Here is a 17036-nt window from a genome sequence, read left to right as displayed (position 1 = left end):
CCCAAGGACGCTCCACGCTCCACTGTCACCACGGCGGAGGGCGTTCGTTGAAGCGGGATTCGCTCTTCGAAGAGTCGGTAGTCTGGTCGGGGCGCCCCAAGGCCGTCACGTGCCCGGTCCTCTACCAGATCGCGGCTGCGATCGCGGGCGTCGTCTCGGCGATCACGACCGCGTCGGCCGTCGTCGTCGCCACGGCGCTCGGATCGAGCCCCGGCGCGCTCCTCATGTTCGCCGCGTGGACGGCCACCCTCGCCGTCGCCTTCGCGCTCGGACCCAAGTGGTGGCGCAGCGAGCTCGAGTTCGTCGTCACCGAGCGCCACGTCATCCTCCAGCGCGGCCGGCTGCGACGCATGATGGATCGCTCGGCGATCAGCTTCGCCCGCATTCATTGGGACCCCAAGCGCCCTGGCATCGGCGACCTCGAGCTCGTGCGCGCCGTGCCCACGGGCGCCTTGCGCCGCCGCCTCGCGATCGTCTTTCACGGCCTCGTCGCGCCTGACCGCGTCTGGGCCATCGTCCGCGGCGTCACGCCCTCCACCCCGGCGGGCGACGGCCAGCGCCTCCTCGCGCAGCGCCTCGACGACGGCGAGCGTGTCCTCTGGTCGGGCCATCCGCCTGACGGTTTTCGCAAATGGCTCCCGTCGAGCGGACGCGCGGCGCTCGGCCTCGTGCTCGGCATCGGCCTCTTCGTCTCGGCGATCGTCTCGTCGAGCCACGCCGTGCACGCGGCGCGCACCGTCGTGCGTGGGGGCCTCTCGCCCGAGTCGCTCTCCTTCTTCGCGCTCGTCACCTCGCTCGCGCTCACGATTCTCCTGCTCACCTCGGCGGGCGTGTTCGTCGTGTATGCCTCGATCGTCCGGCCTGCGCGGCTCGAAACGCGGACGCGTTACTGGGTGACGAACCGGCGTGTCCTCATCCAGCGCGGCGACGAGGAGCTGCACCTCGAACGCTCGCGGATCGTCGACGTCATCGACAGCCCTGCCGCGGGCGGGCTCAACGATCTTTTCCTGGTGCTCGACGGCCCGCGCGCGCGTGCGTTCGCGTCGAGCGGCGCGTTCGGCGAGCGTGACGCCGACGGCCTGCAGCCCGTGCTCCGCCGCATCAACGATCCGGAGGCCGTGCGCCGGATCATCCTGCGCGCGCCGAGCGAGCCGGCGATCCCGTCGGTGGCTTAAAAGCGGGGCTCGCGCGCCTTTTCGAGCAGCGTCCGCGCGCAGGTGACCACGTCGTCGGTCGCGGGCGCATGGGCGCGCAGTTCCAGCGTGTCGGCGTTCATCAGGACGAGCCACGTACCTTGGGGGAACGAATCGATCCATCCGGTGAGGGCTGCGACATCGATGGCCGCGCCCTCATCGTTTTCGATCACGAGCTCGACGCCGCCGGGCGTGATCAGCGTCGGCGACTCTCCGGGCAGGCCGTCGCGCCACTCGAAGACCGTACGCGCGGGCGGCCGCACGTTCACGCCTGCGGGCAGGCCTCTTGGGCTTTTCGCTTCGAGCTTCATCCAGTCGATGGTCTTCGCCTTCTGGAACAACCCCGCGACGAGCGCGGGCGAGCCCATCCACAAGGTGAAGTCGTCCGCCGCGCTCGGCGAATGCAGTCGGAACGTGGTGGGGATCTCGGCGTCCTGCTCGGGGAAGAGGTCGAGGGCATCCGCGACGGCGTTCGCGCGCTGGGCGCTTCGTTCCCGCGCGCGACCTTCCGCGCCCGGGCGCGGGATCATCCCGCCCGCCGTGGCGAGCAGCAGCGCGAAGAGCAGGGCGCCGAGGATTCCGAGGAGCAGGGGGAGGACGATAAAGATGGATTACGCCGGAATCGCGGCGGCGTCACTTCGAAGCGGCGCGGTGCGCGCGGCGGGCGTGTCGTCGAGGACCTCGTCGTCCGTCACCTCGACGTCCTTCCCGCTGGGCGTCGTGCGCAGGAACCCGAGCTGCCGGAGCAAACCGCGCTGGGTGATGGCCCGTCGGGCGATGGCGCTCCATTCGAGGTACCAGGCCCAGAGGGCGGCCTCGGCCTTCTCGAAGCTCTCGTCCTCGGCGGCGATCTTCTCCAGATCAGGCAGCGGCCCGTCGACATTGCGGAGTTTTCCGAGCAGCTCCTTGGCTTCGTCGATCACCATTTCCGTCAGCCCGCGCTGGGCGAGGAGATTCCGAGCCTCTTTCCCCGCCTGGCCGAATCCGCCGTCCCATTCGGGGCGGTCGATGGTCTCGAGTCGTTCGATGAAGGTGCCGACGGAGACGATGACGGCCATGCCGTCGGTCTGGGAGAGGTTCCGGAAGACGTGCTCGTAAATCGGCGGCGCGTGCCGCTTCAAGGTGGCATCCGCGATCACGAACCATTGGTTTTCCCAGACGTCGAGGGTGCGAAGGGCATCGGGGTCCGTGTTCGGCGGCGGTTCGACGAAATCGAGCTTCGTGCGCGTCACGTTTTTGAGCAGCGTCCACCCCTCGTCGAGGTCGACGTTCGTGAAGCCGTGCCGGGCGAGGGGGGCGGCGATGCGCGGATTGCGGAGGGCGATGAGGAGCTTGAGGACGCGTTCGGCCTTCTGACCAATGGTGAGCCTTGCCATGATGGAACCTCCCTGGGGGGTCTGGGCGATGGGTGGTTCCCGACCGAGACGTCTGTGACGGTCATCATAGCGACGCAATCCTGCTCGCGTCCCCGAGTCCCCTGCTCCGGAAAGTGGGTCCCCGCGGGGAATCGGTCGGCGGAGGTGGGGATCCGCGTGCGGGAGCGGGGGATTGTAGGGGCGGATACGGGGATCAGGTGTTCGGAGCAGGGGATCGACTTGCGGGAGCAGGGGATCGACCTGCGGGAGCAGGGGAGTGTGAGGGCGGATACGGGGATCGGATGTTCGGAGCGGGGGATGTGCGTCGCGCGCGCCGTCAGTCGTTCGAGGCCGCGCAGTCGCTGGGCTGCAGGGAAGGGAAGCGGTGTTCGTGCTCTGCTTTCCGCCAGGAATCCCATTTGCAGGGCGATACGATTGGTGTTTTTCGAGTCGCGGGCCCATTCGACCGGGCCGAACGCCGAGGTAATGGACCCGGGGGAGCCAATGGCTGCAACCCCGTGCGCACGTAGCCCCTGACTGGAATCGTCCTCCGCCGCACCGCATCATCCCCTTTTCCCCGTCCGTCGCCGCGATCCAGCGTCCCGGCCGAACCTCGTTCCGTGGTACGAAAGCTCCCGGATCACCCCGGGGGTTCCCATGTACGACTGGAACGACAGCGCTCCGTCCGTCGATGGATCGGGCCGCGTGATTTCCTTCTCCGGTGGGCCTGTGCGGCGCGACTTCGCGCGCAGGGTGCGGCCCGTCAAGGTCGTCGACGAGACCCTCCGTGATGGATTGCAGAGCGCCGCCGGTTATCAGCCGGACGTCGCGCAGAAGATCGATCTCCTCTACGCCATGGCCGCGATCGGCGTCGACGTCGTCAGCGTCGGCCTCCCCGCAGCCGGCCTCGCCAATGCCGAGGATTGTTTCCTCCTCTGCCGCGAGATCGTCCGTTCCAAGCTCCGCGTCGTCCCCACCGCCGCCGCGCGCACCGTCGTCGCCGACGTCCACGGCATCGCCCGCGCCGCCGATCGCGCCGGCATCCCCATCGAGGTCTACGCCTTCATCGGCAGCTCCCCGATTCGCCTCGCCGTCGAAGGTTGGGACACCGACTTCCTCGTCGGCGCCATCACCGCCGCCGCGCGTGAGGCCAAGGCCGCGGGCTTGCCCTTCTGCCTCGTCACCGAGGACACCACGCGCTCGAACCCCGACGTCCTCCGCACCCTCTACAGCGCCGCCATCGAAGCCGGCGCGGGCCGCATCTGCCTCTGCGACACCACCGGCCACGTCACGCCGTACGGCATCGAGGCGCTCGTCGGGTTTGCGCGACGCACCCTCGACGAGCTCGGCGCGCGGCACGTCGAGCTCGACTGGCACGGGCACAACGACCGCGGCATCGGCCTGCCGAACGCGCTCTGGGCGGCCGCCTCGGGCGTCGATCGCGTGCACGGAACAGGGCTCGGCGTCGGCGAGCGCGTCGGCAACACGAGCCTCGAATTGCTCGTCGAGAACCTCGGCCTCCTCGGCGCGCGTCCTCGCGTGCCCGAGGCGCGCCTCGTCGAGTATTGCGAGCTCGCTTCGCGCGCGCTCCGGTATCCCATTCCCGCGGGGCATCCGATCGCCGGCGCCGAGACACGCGGCGCGCGCTTCGAGGTGCGCCCCTACCGCGAAACGCACGAGGAGTCGCCTGCATCCGAGCCTGCGGAGCCCATGGAAAAACTCGTACCGATGTGCATGAAGATCGGCGGCAGCGCCGTGTCGCTCGCGGTCCCGGCGCGGAGAACGCTCCTCGAAGCGCTGCGGTACGACCTCGACCTCGTCGGCACCAAGCAGGGCTGTGACAAGGGAGATTGCGGCGCGTGTACGGTCGTCGTGGACGGCGTCGCGATCCTCTCTTGCCTCACGCTCGCCCTCGACACGGACGGCAAGGAGGTCTGCACCGTCGAGACGCTCGAAGGCGCGCCGCACATCGACGCGCTCCTCGACGGCTTCGACAGGCTCGGCGGCGGGCAGTGCGGGTTCTGCACGCCCGGCATGCTCATGACCGCGACCGCGCTGCTCGATCGGAACCCGAGGCCCACGCGTGACGACATCAAGTGCGCGATCGCGGGCAACCTCTGCCGCTGTACCGGCTACGGGAAGATCGTCGACGCGATCGAGCTCGCGGCGAAGATCCGTCGCGGCGAGGCGGAGGCGGGCGTGGGCTTGCCGGGGATCGAGAACACGCCTCCACCGTTGCCTTCGAACAAGAGCTCGCGCGAGGGGAGGCAGGGCTAGCCATGACGGACACGCGAAAGCCGAGTGAGCTTCGAGGTCTCGTCGGCAGCCGCACGCGCACGCTGCTCGCGCCGCGCGTGACCGGGCAGGTCCGCTACACCGACGACATCCACCTGCCGCGCATGCTCTGGGGGCGCATCGTCCGCTCGCCGCACCCGCATGCGCGCATCGTGCGCATCGATGCGACACGCGCGCTCGCAAAGCCCGGCGTCATCGCCGTCATCACGGGCAAGGACATGCCCGAGCGCTTCGGCATCATCCCGTGGACGCCGGACGAGTACCCGCTCGCCCTCGAACGCGCGCGCTTCATCGGTGATGCCGTCGCCGCCGTCGCCGCGACCGACGAGCGCATCGCGCACGAGGCCGCCGAGCTCGTGGACGTCGAGTACGAGGTGCTGCCGGCCGCGACCGATCTGCAGACCGCGATCGACAAACCCGAGGTCGGGCTCGGCAAGGGCGGCAAGGACAACGTCTCGAAGGAGGTCGACCTCGCGTTCGGGGACGTCGACGCTGCGCTCGCCGAGAGCGACGTCGTCATCACGGGCGACTACTACTACGAGGGCAGCGCGCACGTCCCGATCGAGACCCACTGCGCCATCGCGAACCTCGACAAGAACGGCCTGCTCACGGTCTGGTCGACGACGCAGGTGCCGCACTACCTGCACCGCGAGCTCTCGCGTGTCCTGCGCGTCTCGCCCACGCGCATCCGCGTCATCCAGCCGCCCGTCGGCGGCGCGTTCGGCGGCAAGAGCGAGCCCTTCTCGCTCGAGTTCTGCGCGGCCAAGCTCGCGATGATCACGGGCCGCCCCGTCAAGTTCCTCTACACGCGCGAAGAGGAGTTTTACGCGCACCGCGGTCGTCACCCGATGCAGATTCACATGAAGGTCGGGGCGAAGCGCGACGGCAAGCTCACGAGCGTCGACGCGCGCACCTTCATCGACGGCGGCGCGTACTCCTCGTTCGGCCTCGTCACGACGTACTACTCGGGCCAGCTCCTCACGCTGCCCGCGTTCGCCGACACCTACCGCTTCCGCTCGACGCGGCTCTTCACGAACAAGCCTCCTTGCGGACCGAAGCGCGGCCACGGCAGCGTGCAGCCGCGCTTCGCGTTCGAGGTCTCGCTCGACAAGATCTCCCGCGCGCTCGGGATCGATCCGATCGAGCTGCGAAGGAAAAACCTCGTCCCGCCGAACACGACGACGCTGAACGGACTACGCGTCACCTCGAACGGCATCGAGCAGTGCCTCGACGCGGTCGAGAAGGCGAGCGGATGGAAGGAGCGCTTTGGCAAGCTGCCCAAGGGGCGCGGGCTCGGCGTGGCCACGAGCGCGTACATCAGCGGGACGAACTACGCGATCTATCCGAACGCGATGCCGCAGAGCGCCGTGCAGCTCAAGGTCGATCGCTCGGGCGTCGTGACGGTCTTTTCAGGTCAAAGCGAAATCGGCCAGGGCTGCGACCTCATGCTCGCCGTCCTCGTCGCCGACGAGCTCGGCCTGGATCTCGGGTCGGTGCGTGTCGTCTCCGGCGACACGGACCTCACGCCCGTCGACCTCGGCGCTTACTCGTCGCGCGGGACCTTCATGAACGGCAACGCGTGCCTCATGGCCGCGCGCGAGATCAAGAGCAAGCTCGTCGCCGCCGTCGCCGAGAAGCTCGACGTCGATCCGCGGAGCGTGCTCGTCACGCGCGGCGCGCTCGTCGTCGTGCACGACCCTTCGCGCGGCGTCCCCGTCACCGAGGCCATCCAGCTCGCCGAGGCGAAGTTCGGCACGCTCGGCGCCGTCGGCCACTACAACACGCCGAAGCTCGGCGGCGACTACCGCGGCGGCACCATCGGCGCGTCACCGGCGTACTCGTTCACCGCGCACGTCGCCGAGGTCTCGGTCGACGCGCGCTCGGGCATCGTGCGTGTCGAAAAAATCTGGGTCGCGCACGACTGCGGCAAGGCCCTCTGCCCCGTGATCGTCGAGGGGCAGATGGAAGGATCGGCGTACATGGGCGCGGCCGAGGCGCTGCTCGAAGAGCACGTGATCGGTCCCGACGGCCTGCACAAGGGACCGAACCTGCTCGACTACCGCATCCCGACGAGCCTCGACGTCCCCGACCTCCACGCGCTCATCGTCGAGTCCGAAGATCAAGAGGGCCCGCTCGGCGCCAAGGAGTCGGGCGAGGGCCCGCTGCACCCGTCGATCCCGGCCATCGCGAACGCCATCTTCGACGCCGCCTCCGTACGTATCGACAGGCTCCCCTTCTCGCCCGCGCGTGTGCTCGCGGCCCTGCGGAAGAAGCAGGCCGACGAGCAAGCCGCCGCGGTCGAGTCTTCGCTCGGGGGCTTCGCTCCGCGGCGCGGAGCTGCGCCCCCGAACCCCCCCGCTGCGGAGTGAGGTCCTCATGTTACCGCTGCCCGTCTTCGATCATCACAAGCCGCGCACGCTCCCCGAGGCGATCGACTTGCTCGCGCGTCTCGGCGACAAGGCCGTCGTCATCGCGGGCGGCACCGACGTCCTGCCCAACATGAAGCAAGGGCTCGCCACGCCCGAGCACGTCGTCTCCATCGCGGGCATCGAGGAGCTGCGCGGCATCTCGCTCGTGCGCGAGGGCGACGACGACAAGCTCGTCCTCGGCGCCGGCGCGCGCCTCGCCGAGATCGAGAGCTCGATCCTCGTGCGTCGCATCGCGCCCGCGCTCGCCGAAGCCGCGGGCCAGGTGGGCGGTCCTCACCACCGCGCCATGGGCACGCTCGGCGGCAACATCTGCCTCGACACGCGCTGCCGCTACTACAACCAGACCTACTTCTGGCGCAAATCGCTCGGCTTCTGCCTCAAGAAGGACGGCACGGTCTGCCACGTCGTGCGCGGCGGATCGCGCTGCGTCGCCGCCGCCTCGAACGACACGGCGCCCGCGCTCATCGCGCTCGAAGCCGACATCCATCTCCTCGGCCCGCGCGGCGCACGTATCGTAACGGCTCACGATTTCTACGTGGCCGACGGCGTGAAGAACACCGTGCTCGAACCGGGCGAGCTCGTCGTGCGCGTCTCCATCACGCGCCGCCCAGCGCGCCGTTCGAGCTTCGAAAAACTTCGCCGCAGGAACGCGATCGACTTCCCGCTGCTCTCGATCGCCGTGCGGCTCGACGTCTCGGGCGTGGAGACCACGCGGGTCGACGGCGCGGACGTCGTCGTCTCGGCGCTCGGCGCTCGCCCGCGCCGCGTTCGCGCCGCCTCGAAGATCCGTCCCGGGACGCCCTTCGACGTCGCCGCACGCGAGCTCGCCGAGGGCGCCTACGCCGAGTGCAAGCCCCTCCCGAACGTCGACGACGACACCGAGTGGCGTCGCGAGATGGTCCCCGCCCTCGTCGAGCGTGCCGTAACCCGCCTCGAAGGTTGAAGGCGAAGATCCAAGGCAAAATGCGCTCCCCATCGCCGGCGCCTCGGGCCCACGACGTTCCCTGACGTCGCGGCAGGGGCGCGGATCTCCGCGCGCCTCCAAATTCCTCCCTTGCAGCGCCGACGCGCGCGGACCAAGGTCCTCGGAGGTGCGCTTTCTCCCGTTCGTCCTCGTCGCCACCGGGGTGCACTTCTTCATCCCGGTCGTCGCTCGAATCGCGCCGCGGCCTCAAGGGCCGCTTCTCGCGATCTCGACCGGCATGGCGCGGCGCATGGAGATCGACATCGAGGACGTCCCGATCGAGCCCACGCGCCCGGACGAACCCCGTCCCGAGCGGGAGCCGGATCCGGCCGTCGCGATGAACGACACGCGTCCACGCACGACGGAGTCCGTCGACCCGAACGTCGTGGATCCGAGGAACACGCAGCCGAACAACAACACCGAGCCCGAGCAGGTGGAGCCTCTGCCGACGGCCGCGCCTTCCGCGGGCCCGCCCGACGAGTACGGCGCGCCGCCGCCGCCGGTGCCCGGCGGAGGCCCTGGGATCCCCGGGATCGGCGGCCCCGCGTGGGCGATTCCCGGCGTCATCCCGGAGGCCGGTAAGCCCAAGCCCGCGCCCACCACGGTCGGGCCTCCGCCGGAGGTCGATCGCAAGATCGCGGGCCGCGTCATCACCGACGTGATGCGCGAAAAAGATCGACAGCTCGGCCTGGATCTGCCGGGCGCGGGCACGATCGCGACCGTCGTCTCCGATGTCGTGCGCGGCTCGGGCACGCCCGACGTCGCGCGCGCGACGCTCGAAGTGCGCATCGCGCCCGGCGGTCGCGTGGCGAGCGTGCGTGTCGTGCGTTCGTCGGCGGGCAACGCGGGCGACTGGAGCGCGGTCGCGGGCGCCGTGAGTGGCCGGCTCGCGAGCCGTCAGTTCACGCTGCCGGAGTCGTACGCGCAGGGCGCGATCGTGATGGTCGAGGTCGTCTCGCAGCTTCAGATGCCCGACGGAAGCACGGGCGGCACGAACATCGGCAAGGGCGGTTCGAGCGACAGCCTCGGCGGCAGCGTGAGCTTCGACGTGGCGAACATCGGCGCGCGGCCCAAGCGCCACGTGCGCGCCTCGGTCAGCGCGCGCCCGGCGACCTGATCACGCACCCGCACAAAATCCGCGGCCGCGGCGTCGATTGGTGGGCCTGCCCCCAGGTTTTTGAGGATTTTGTGGCACGAGCCACAAAAATCTTCGCAGAAGGGGGCTTTTCGACGACCCGGTGGACGGGCAAGACTGCTCGCGGCGACGACCACGGGCGGTGACATCCCGCGCGGCTCGTGCGACTCTCCCCAATCTCCCGCTCATGGCGAAGGAACGAGTTTTCTCTCTCGATGCGGTCCGCACCGACGGCTGGTTCGAGCGCATCGGCGATGGGATCGGCAGCTTTCAGGCTCTCTGCGACATCGTCGGCGAGACGTTCTTCGCCTTTTCGATGATCACGGGAGCGCGCATCACCGCGCTCACGGTCGACCGTCGCAACCCCGACAACACCCTCGTGGACTTCGTCATCGCGCCTCCGGGCGACGAGGAAGAAGAGAGCGAGGTCCAGAGGCTCACGCTGGCCGATTTCCGGCATCGGCTCGTCGGCGCGCTCCTCACGGAGGACGCGACGCCGGGGCCCCCCGAGCGCGACACGGACATCGAGGCGCTGCAGCTCCACATCGGCGTGCGCTACCTCCTGCTCGCGCCGCTCTTCGGCTACAGCCTGCGCAAGCTCTACGTCGACGGTCGCACGTCGAGGCTGCTCGTCTTGCGTGACGGCCTCGAACAAACCTACGAGCTCGGAGAGTTCCGGGCGCGCATCCGCGCGCACGTGCGCGAAGAGCTCGAGCGCGCCTCGGCGGGCTCGCGCTCGGCGATCGATCTGACGCGCGTGGCGGAGGCCGAGGCGGCGAGCCAGCGCGGCGATTGGTCGCGCGTGGTGCAGCTCCTCGGCGCGTGGCCGGCCCCGCTCGCGATCTTCCTTCGCACGCCCGAGGGACAGATGCTCACCACGGATGCGCGCGCGCTCATCGCCAAGGGGCTCGGCCTGCTCGGCACGGCGTGCGTCAAGCTCGGCGAGGAGCACCAGGGCGAGGAGGTCATGCGCCTCGCGGTGCAGTACGCGCAGGATGGCGCGGCGGCGGCGGACATCTTCCGCCGGCTCGGAGAGGCGCAGCTCGAGAACGGCCGTGCAGGGGAGGCGATCGGCGGGCTCCGGCGCGCGGCGAGCCTCGGCGCGTCGCCCAAGCTCATCTGGCCGCTCCTGGCGAAGGCGTACGTGAAGCGGCAGCGCTACGTGGCCGCCTTCGCGTGTGTGCGGGAGGCTCGCGCCGCGGGCGTGCCCGACGCCGAGCTCATCGAGGAAATCCGCGAGATCGAGACGCGGCTCGGCACGGCGCTGACGGCGTTCCGTGGGCTCGTGCTGAGCTCCAGGAGTTGACGGGCGCGCTGAGGCCCCCATAGACCCTGGCCGCCCAATTGACACCCCAGAACCCCAAAGCTACATAGCCGCCGCGATTGTGCCGAGATCGCACGGTTTTCGCGCGCATCTCGGAGCCTGCCTGCGCCCGCTCGTGATCACGAGCGATCGCGAGAGAGGACCGAGCTTCTCGGTCGGCACGACAACCGGAGTACACCGCGTACCCGGAGCAGCCGGAGCACCCGGAGCAAACGATGTCCACCTACGTCCCCCTCTTCCTGCTCTTCATCGTGGCGGCGGTCCTCGCGGGCGCTCTGTTCACGATCAGCACCGTGCTCGGGCCGAAGAACCCGACGCCCGAGAAGATGATCCCGTACGAGTGCGGGAGCGAAACGACGGGCGGCCGCTTCGTCAAGCCGAGCGTCAAGTTCTACCTCACGGCGATCCTCTTCGTGGTCTTCGACATCGAAGCGGTGCTCATCTACCCGTGGACGGTGGAGTTCAAGAACCTCGGCTGGATCGGCCTCGCGACCATGGGGTCGTTCATCCTCATGCTCGTGGTGGCGCTGCTCTACGTCTGGAAGAAAGGAGCCCTCGAATGGGAGAAATGACCACTGGCGGCGGCACGACGATCCAGGTTCTCGAGGGATCGGAGACCGGCTTCGCCACGACGAAGTTCGATGCGCTCTTGAACTGGGCGAGGAAGTACTCGCTGTTCCAGTACCCGTTCATCACGGCGTGCTGCGCGATGGAGTTCATGGCCATGGCGAGCCCGCGCTTCGACATGGCGCGCTTCGGCGCCGAGGCGCCGCGCTTCTCGCCGCGCCAGTCGGATCTGCTCTGGGTCGTGGGCACGATCAGCCAGCGCCAGGCCCCCGCGCTGAAGCGCATCTACGAGCAGATGGCGGACCCGAAGTACGTCTTCGCCTTCGGCACGTGCGCCTCGTGCGGCGGCTTCTACGACAACTACACGACGCTCGCGGGCATCGACAAAGTCGTCCCCGTCGACGTCTACGTCCCCGGCTGCCCTCCGCGCCCGGAGGCGGTGATCGACGGCCTCCTGCTCTTGCAGGACAAGATCGCGCGGGGTGATCGCACGCCCGCGATCGTCAAGCCGCGCCGCGACCCCACCGTGCAAGCGGGCAACCTCGTCAGGCTCGGCAAGAAGAGCACCGCAACATGAGCAAGCGCGTCCTCGAAATCCTGAAGAGCAAGTTCGGCGACGACATCTACGAGACCCACTCGCAGTTCGGCGACGATACGGCCGTGGTGAACCCGCAGAGGTGGCGCGAGATCGCGCGGTTTCTCCGGGACGATCCGCAGTGCGCGATGAACATGTTCGTCGACCTCACCGCCGTCGACTACCTCGGCCGGCAGACGCCGCGCTTCGAGGTGGTGCTGCACGTGCACTCGCTGGAGCGCAGCCACCGCATCCGGCTGAAGGCGCGCATCGGCGACGACGACGCGAACGGCGTGGAGATCGACTCGGTCGTGTCCGTGTGGAAAGGCGCGAACTGGTTCGAGCGCGAGTGCTTCGACATGTTCGGCGTGAACTTCAAGGGCCACCCCGATCTGCGGCGGATCCTGATGTACCCCGAGTTTGTCGGGTACCCGCTTCGCAAGGACTATCCGGCGGACAAGACCCAGCCGCTCGTCGAGCTGCGAAATGTCCCCGACAAACTGCCCCCCTTCAGCACCGACGAGGGCATGCCGTTCGGGCGTCAGACCCACGACTACCCGCGGGGCGAGGAGACGAACTGAGTCATGGAACCCTTGGATCGTGACCTCGAGGAGGGCCTCCTCGAGCTGCCCAGCGAGCCGATGATGCTCAACATGGGCCCGTCCCACCCGGCCATGCACGGGACGGTGCGCATCGTGCTCGAGCTTTCGGGTGAGATGATCCAGAAGGCCGACGTGCAGATCGGCTACCTGCATCGCGGCTTCGAGAAGATGTGCGAGCGGGGTACCTGGTCGCAGATCTTCCCGTACGTCGACCGCTGCAACTACGTCTCGCCGATGCTGAACAACGTGGGCTTCGCGCTCGCGGTGGAGAAGATGCTCGGCGTGACGGTGCCCGAGCGCTGCCAGTACTACCGCGTGGCGCTCGGCGAGCTCGCGCGCATCTGCGACCACATGATCTGCTCGGGCGCGATGTGCATGGAGCTCGGCGCGTTCACGCCGTTCCTCTACTTCGCCCGCGCCCGCGAGATCATCTGGGACATCTTCGAGGAGGAGACGGGCGCGCGCGTCACGCACAGCTTCGGCCGCGTGGGCGGCATGGCGAACCCGCCGACGAAGTACTTCAAGGACATGGTCCGCGCCGGTGTCCCGCGCGTGCTGCAGCTCATCAGCGAGGGCGAGAAGCTCCTGCTGAAGAACCGCATCTTCCTCGACCGCCTCGAAGGCGTCGGCGTGATGTCGAAGGAGGACGCGCTCGCGCTCGGGTGGACGGGCGTCGTGCTGCGCGCCTCGGGCGTGCCGTACGACGTGCGCCGCGCGCACCCGTACATGGTCTACGACCGGATGGAGTTCGACGTGCCTGTGGGCACGACGGGCGACAACTACGACCGGTTCATGTGCCGCCAGGAGGAGATCCGGCAGACGGCGCGCATCATCGAGCAGGCGCTCGATCAGATGCCGGACGAGGGGCCGATCAACATCGACGATCCGCGGATCGTCCTGCCGCCGAAGCAGGACGTCTACACGACCATCGAGGCCACCATCCAGCACTTCAAGATCGTGATGGAGGGCATCAAGGTCCCGGCGGGCGAATGTTACTCGTACACCGAGGCGGGCAATGGCGAGCTCGGCTTCTACCTGGTCTCCGACGGCAGCGGCACGCCCTACCGCGTGCGGATCCGGCCCCCCTGCTTCGCCACGACGCAGGGCCTCGAGCAGCTCATCACGGGCCTGATGATCCCGGACGTCGTCCCGACGTTCGGTTCCCTCAACATGATCGGCGGGGAGTGCGATCACTGAGATGGCTACGATCAAGATCGACGGGCGCGAGATCCCCTTCGAGCAAGGGGACACCATCATCAAAGCGGCGCACCGCGCCGGCATCGACATCCCGCACTACTGCTGGCACCCGGGCCTCTCCGTCGCGGCGAACTGCCGCATGTGCCTCGTCGAGGTCGCGCCGCCTCCCGGCCGCCCCGCGATGCAGCTCGACATCCTGCGCTGGGATCCGGAGAAGAAGGACTACGTCCCGGCCCGCAAGCCGAAGCTCGTGCCCGCCTGCCAGCAGGCCTGCGCGCCCGGCATGGAGGTTCTCTCCGAGGGCAGCGACCACGTCGAGGAGGCGCGCGGCGCGGTGCAGGAGCTTTTGCTCCTGAACCACCCGGTCGACTGCCCGATCTGCGATCAGGCGGGCGAGTGCCGGCTGCAGGACTACTGGCTCGAGCATCAGGGCACGGGCAAGCGCATGCAGCAGGAGGTCGTGCACAAGCCGAAGGCCGTCGATTTCGGGCCGACCATCGTCTACGACGCCGAGCGCTGCATCGTGTGCACGCGTTGCGTCCGCTTCACGGCCGAGGTCGCGAAGGATCCGGTCCTCAGCGTGCGCGAGCGCGGCAACCTGAACGAGATCGTCGTCTCGCCGGGCCGCGAGCTCGACCACGACTACACGCTCATGACGGAGCACGTCTGCCCCGTCGGCGCTTTGACCTCCAAGGACTTCCGCTTCAAGGCGCGCGTGTGGTTCCTCCGCAGCGCACGCACGGTCTGCCAGGGCTGCGCGACGGGCTGCAACGCGTACCTCGACTACGATCCGCGGACGAATGTGCCGCATCGGCATCGCCCGCGCGACAACGAAGAGGTCAACAAGTACTGGATGTGCGACGAGGGCATGCTCTCGTACAAGCGCGCGGTCGAGGGTCGCCTCGGCACGGCGCTCGTCGGCGGCGAGGACGCGAGCCTCGAAGAGGCGCTCGCGGCGGCGAAGGATCAGCTCGCGGGCCTCAAGGACGATCCGGGTCGGGTCGCCGTGGTGCTCAGCGCGCAGCACTCGAACGAGGACAACCACGCGCTCCTCACGCTCGCGCGCACGTTCATCGGCGCGAAGGACCTCTACGTGTCGGGTCGTCCGCTCGGTCGCGGCGACAAGATCCTCATGAGCGAGGACAAGAACCCGAACACGCTCGGCGTCATGCAGCTTGCGGGCGCGCCTGCGCCGAAGCCGATCGCCTCGCTCTTCGACGCGATCAAGGCGGGCAAGTACTCGTTCGTGATCGCGCTCGGCGCCGAGATCGAGGTCGACGCGAAGGACGCCGAGAGCGCGCTGTCGAAGCTCAAGGGCGTGGTGACGATCGCCGCGCACGACGGGCCGCTCGCGCGCGCCGCGCACGTCGCGCTCCCCGCGACCGCGTGGGCCGAGCAGGACGGCACGTACGTCAACCGCCAGGGGCTCGCGCAGAAGAGCGAGCGCGCGCTCAAGGCGCGCGGCGACGCGCGGCCCGGCTGGGAGCTCGTGGCGAAGCTCGGCAAAGAGCTCGGCTACGCGATGACTTACAAGACGCTCGCGGACGTGCGTCGGGCCATGACGCCCGAGGCGCCTGCCGCGAGCCGTGACGCGGATCGGGCCGCGAAGCCCGAGGTGAGCGCATGAGCCTCGTCGAGATCGTCCTGGCAATCGTCAAGATCCTCATCCTCGCCCTGTTCTTCCTGAACATGGCGGCGCTCAGCACGTGGGCGGACCGCCGGCAGGGCGCGATGGTGCAGGACCGCGTCGGGCCGAACCGCGCGGTCGTGTACCTGCCGAACATGGCGGCGCGGGCCATCGTGCTCCTGCCGCCCGCGCTCTTCGGCGTGCTCGCGATCTTCACCTCGCTCGGTCAGGTCGCGGGACGCGCGGCGGCCGAGCGGTTCACGGTGAACGTGCAGCTCACGATCCTCGTGGCCTGGTTCAGCCTGCTCGTGCTCTGCGCGAAGGTGCGGAGCGGCGGCGCCATCAACCGCGCCGAGCAGGTGTTCGAGGACGTGGACCCGCGATCGATCTTCTTCGCGGGCCTCGGCGTGCACGCGATCGGCCTCGTGGCCGGGCGCCTCGTGCCGCAGGCGGCGTGGCCGCTCGCGGCGCAGGTCTCGGGCTTCGTGCTCGGCGGCCTCTTCCTGCTCGTCGGCCTCTACGCCACCTCGCGCGTGCCCGACGGCAAGATCCCGCTGCGCCTCGCGGGCACGCTCCACGCGCTCGCCGACTCGGTCAAGATGATCTGGAAGGAGGACTTCATCCCGAAGAACGCGGATCGCCTCCTCCACGGCCTCGCGCCGATCCTGGCGGTCTTCTCTGCGCTCGCGGTGATGGCCGTCATTCCCTTCGGCAACGACCTCTGCTTCGCCGACGCCAACAAGAACGGCGCGCTCGACTTCTCGGACCTCGGCCACCTCTTGGCCACGGTCCCCGCGAGCGGCGCGTGCAACGGCCTCCGCGTGAAGCTGCAGATCATCGACCTCAACGTCGGCATCCTCTACGTCTTCGGCATCGCGGGCACGGGCATCATCGGCGCGGCCATCGCGGGCTGGGCGAGCGACAACAAGTTCGCGCTCCTCGGCGGCCTGCGCGCGTCGAGCCAGATGGTCTCGTACGAGGTCGCGATGGGCCTCTCGCTCGTCGGCCTCTTCCTCGTCTACGGCAGCGTCCGGCTCAGCGACATGGCCGTGTGGCAGGGCCAGAACGCGTGGGGCGTCTTCGTGCAGCCGCTCGGGTTCGTCCTGTTCCTGACGGCGCTCTGCGCGGAGACGAAGCGCGTGCCCTTCGATCAGCCCGAGGGCGAGAGCGAGATCGTCGCCGGCTACTTCCTCGAGTACTCGGGGTTCAAGTGGGGCATGTTCATGACGGGCGAGTACATCGAGCTCGTCTTCTCGAGCGCGCTGCTCGTCGCGCTCTTCTTCGGCGGCTACTCGTTGCCCTTCGTGCACCCGGACGGCATCACCGTCGCGTTCGGCAACACGGTGCTGTTCCAGTACAAGATGACGCACCTCGCGGTGAGCCTCATCTCGGCGCTCGCGTTCTTCGGCAAGACGGTCTTCGTCACGTGGGTGCAGATCTTCTTCCGCTGGACGCTCCCGCGCTTCCGCTACGACCAGCTCATGAAGCTCGGCTGGACCAAGCTCCTGCCGCTCGCCATCGCGAACATGATGGTGACGGGCGTGGTCGTGCTGGCGCTCCGCAACGCGGGCCCGGCGGCGGATTCGTGGCTCAAGCTCCTCGCGGACATCACGCAGGGCCTCGTCGCGGTCGCCACGCTCGCCGGCTTCGTGGCGCTCGTGGTCGGGTTGCTCGAGCCGGTCGAGCGCAAGAAGTTCCTCGCCTCGTCGGCGGCGCGCTTCGCGGCCGCGATGGGTGGGGTCAAGCCGGAGCCTCAGCAGGCCTGAGAGGATCG

Annotated in this window: 14 protein-coding genes; 12 read left to right on the top strand and 2 right to left on the bottom strand. The window is 68.9% G+C overall.

The genetic code is table 11. The features are described from left to right. Positions 1–47: 47 nt before the first annotated feature. The gene (locus tag QHF84_RS16045) at positions 48–1175 is read left to right on the top strand and encodes a hypothetical protein (protein ID WP_281314176.1); all 1128 of its coding nucleotides are present in this window, start codon (positions 48–50) and stop codon (positions 1173–1175) included. On the opposite strand, the gene QHF84_RS16040 is transcribed toward QHF84_RS16045, so the two are convergent. Then, on the bottom strand, positions 1172–1723 hold the full coding sequence (locus tag QHF84_RS16040; RefSeq protein WP_281314175.1) for a hypothetical protein: 552 nt from the start codon (positions 1721–1723) through the stop codon (positions 1172–1174). The two genes, QHF84_RS16045 and QHF84_RS16040, sit on opposite strands and share 4 nt — an antisense overlap. A gap of 81 nt (positions 1724–1804) precedes the next feature. Next, the gene (locus QHF84_RS16035; protein WP_281314174.1) at positions 1805–2569 is read right to left on the bottom strand and encodes a hypothetical protein; all 765 of its coding nucleotides are present in this window, start codon (positions 2567–2569) and stop codon (positions 1805–1807) included. 636 nt (positions 2570–3205) lie between these two features. Between QHF84_RS16035 and QHF84_RS16030 the strand changes: the two genes are divergently transcribed. The 11 genes from QHF84_RS16030 (at position 3206) to QHF84_RS15980 (ending at position 17028) form a co-directional block, all read left to right on the top strand. After that, positions 3206–4825, top strand: a complete 1620-nt coding sequence (locus tag QHF84_RS16030; protein WP_281314173.1) for a 2Fe-2S iron-sulfur cluster-binding protein — start codon at positions 3206–3208, stop codon at positions 4823–4825. 2 nt (positions 4826–4827) lie between these two features. Beyond that, positions 4828–7212: a molybdopterin cofactor-binding domain-containing protein gene (locus QHF84_RS16025; RefSeq protein ID WP_281314172.1), complete on the top strand. Its 2385-nt coding sequence runs from the start codon at positions 4828–4830 to the stop codon at positions 7210–7212. Between the two features lie 7 nt (positions 7213–7219). After that, entirely contained in the window at positions 7220–8215 is a 996-nt protein-coding gene (locus tag QHF84_RS16020) for an FAD binding domain-containing protein (RefSeq protein ID WP_281314171.1), read from the top strand. A gap of 148 nt (positions 8216–8363) precedes the next feature. After that, entirely contained in the window at positions 8364–9353 is a 990-nt protein-coding gene (locus QHF84_RS16015; protein WP_281314170.1) for a hypothetical protein, read from the top strand. A gap of 205 nt (positions 9354–9558) precedes the next feature. Then, complete coding sequence (locus tag QHF84_RS16010; RefSeq protein ID WP_281314169.1) at positions 9559–10677, top strand: hypothetical protein; 1119 nt, start codon at positions 9559–9561, stop codon at positions 10675–10677. A 233-nt stretch (positions 10678–10910) separates the two neighbouring features. Further along, positions 10911–11267, top strand: coding sequence for an NADH-quinone oxidoreductase subunit A (ndhC, locus tag QHF84_RS16005; RefSeq protein WP_272417158.1), 357 nt, complete (start codon positions 10911–10913; stop codon positions 11265–11267). Then, on the top strand, positions 11255–11839 hold the full coding sequence (nuoB, locus tag QHF84_RS16000) for an NADH-quinone oxidoreductase subunit NuoB (protein ID WP_281314168.1): 585 nt from the start codon (positions 11255–11257) through the stop codon (positions 11837–11839). Before ndhC ends, nuoB begins: the two co-directional genes overlap by 13 nt. Then, the gene (locus QHF84_RS15995; RefSeq protein ID WP_281314167.1) at positions 11836–12417 is read left to right on the top strand and encodes an NADH-quinone oxidoreductase subunit C; all 582 of its coding nucleotides are present in this window, start codon (positions 11836–11838) and stop codon (positions 12415–12417) included. Before nuoB ends, QHF84_RS15995 begins: the two co-directional genes overlap by 4 nt. A 3-nt stretch (positions 12418–12420) precedes the next feature. After that, on the top strand, positions 12421–13635 hold the full coding sequence (locus tag QHF84_RS15990) for an NADH-quinone oxidoreductase subunit D (protein WP_281314166.1): 1215 nt from the start codon (positions 12421–12423) through the stop codon (positions 13633–13635). A 1-nt stretch (position 13636) separates the two neighbouring features. Then, complete coding sequence (locus tag QHF84_RS15985; protein WP_281314165.1) at positions 13637–15262, top strand: molybdopterin-dependent oxidoreductase; 1626 nt, start codon at positions 13637–13639, stop codon at positions 15260–15262. Further along, positions 15259–17028 carry a complex I subunit 1 family protein gene (locus QHF84_RS15980; RefSeq protein WP_281314164.1) on the top strand — a complete coding sequence of 590 codons (1770 nt, stop codon included), beginning with the start codon at positions 15259–15261 and terminating at the stop codon, positions 17026–17028. The genes QHF84_RS15985 and QHF84_RS15980 overlap by 4 nt, the downstream gene beginning before the upstream one ends. The last annotated feature ends 8 nt before the right edge of the window (positions 17029–17036 follow it).

It is taken from the genome of Polyangium sp. y55x31 (genome assembly GCF_029946505.1).
Taxonomy (GTDB): Bacteria; Myxococcota_A; Polyangia; order Polyangiales; family Polyangiaceae; genus Polyangium.
The sequence above is the reverse complement of the archived record's forward strand: the minus strand, read 5'-3'. Positions and strand labels throughout refer to the sequence as shown.

Excerpts from the sequence above, each read along its gene's own strand:
- QHF84_RS16040 (WP_281314175.1), bottom strand. The coding sequence starts at position 1,723 with ATGATCCCGCGCCCGGGCGCGGAAGGTCGCGCGCGGGAACGAAGCGCC.
- QHF84_RS16035 (WP_281314174.1), bottom strand. The coding sequence starts at position 2,569 with ATGGCAAGGCTCACCATTGGTCAGAAGGCCGAACGCGTCCTCAAGCTC.
- QHF84_RS16030 (WP_281314173.1), top strand. The coding sequence starts at position 3,206 with ATGTACGACTGGAACGACAGCGCTCCGTCCGTCGATGGATCGGGCCGC.
- QHF84_RS16025 (WP_281314172.1), top strand. The coding sequence starts at position 4,828 with ATGACGGACACGCGAAAGCCGAGTGAGCTTCGAGGTCTCGTCGGCAGC.
- QHF84_RS16020 (WP_281314171.1), top strand. The coding sequence starts at position 7,220 with ATGTTACCGCTGCCCGTCTTCGATCATCACAAGCCGCGCACGCTCCCC.
- QHF84_RS16010 (WP_281314169.1), top strand. The coding sequence starts at position 9,559 with ATGGCGAAGGAACGAGTTTTCTCTCTCGATGCGGTCCGCACCGACGGC.
- ndhC (WP_272417158.1), top strand. The coding sequence starts at position 10,911 with ATGTCCACCTACGTCCCCCTCTTCCTGCTCTTCATCGTGGCGGCGGTC.
- nuoB (WP_281314168.1), top strand. The coding sequence starts at position 11,255 with ATGGGAGAAATGACCACTGGCGGCGGCACGACGATCCAGGTTCTCGAG.
- QHF84_RS15995 (WP_281314167.1), top strand. The coding sequence starts at position 11,836 with ATGAGCAAGCGCGTCCTCGAAATCCTGAAGAGCAAGTTCGGCGACGAC.
- QHF84_RS15990 (WP_281314166.1), top strand. The coding sequence starts at position 12,421 with ATGGAACCCTTGGATCGTGACCTCGAGGAGGGCCTCCTCGAGCTGCCC.
- QHF84_RS15985 (WP_281314165.1), top strand. The coding sequence starts at position 13,637 with ATGGCTACGATCAAGATCGACGGGCGCGAGATCCCCTTCGAGCAAGGG.
- QHF84_RS15980 (WP_281314164.1), top strand. The coding sequence starts at position 15,259 with ATGAGCCTCGTCGAGATCGTCCTGGCAATCGTCAAGATCCTCATCCTC.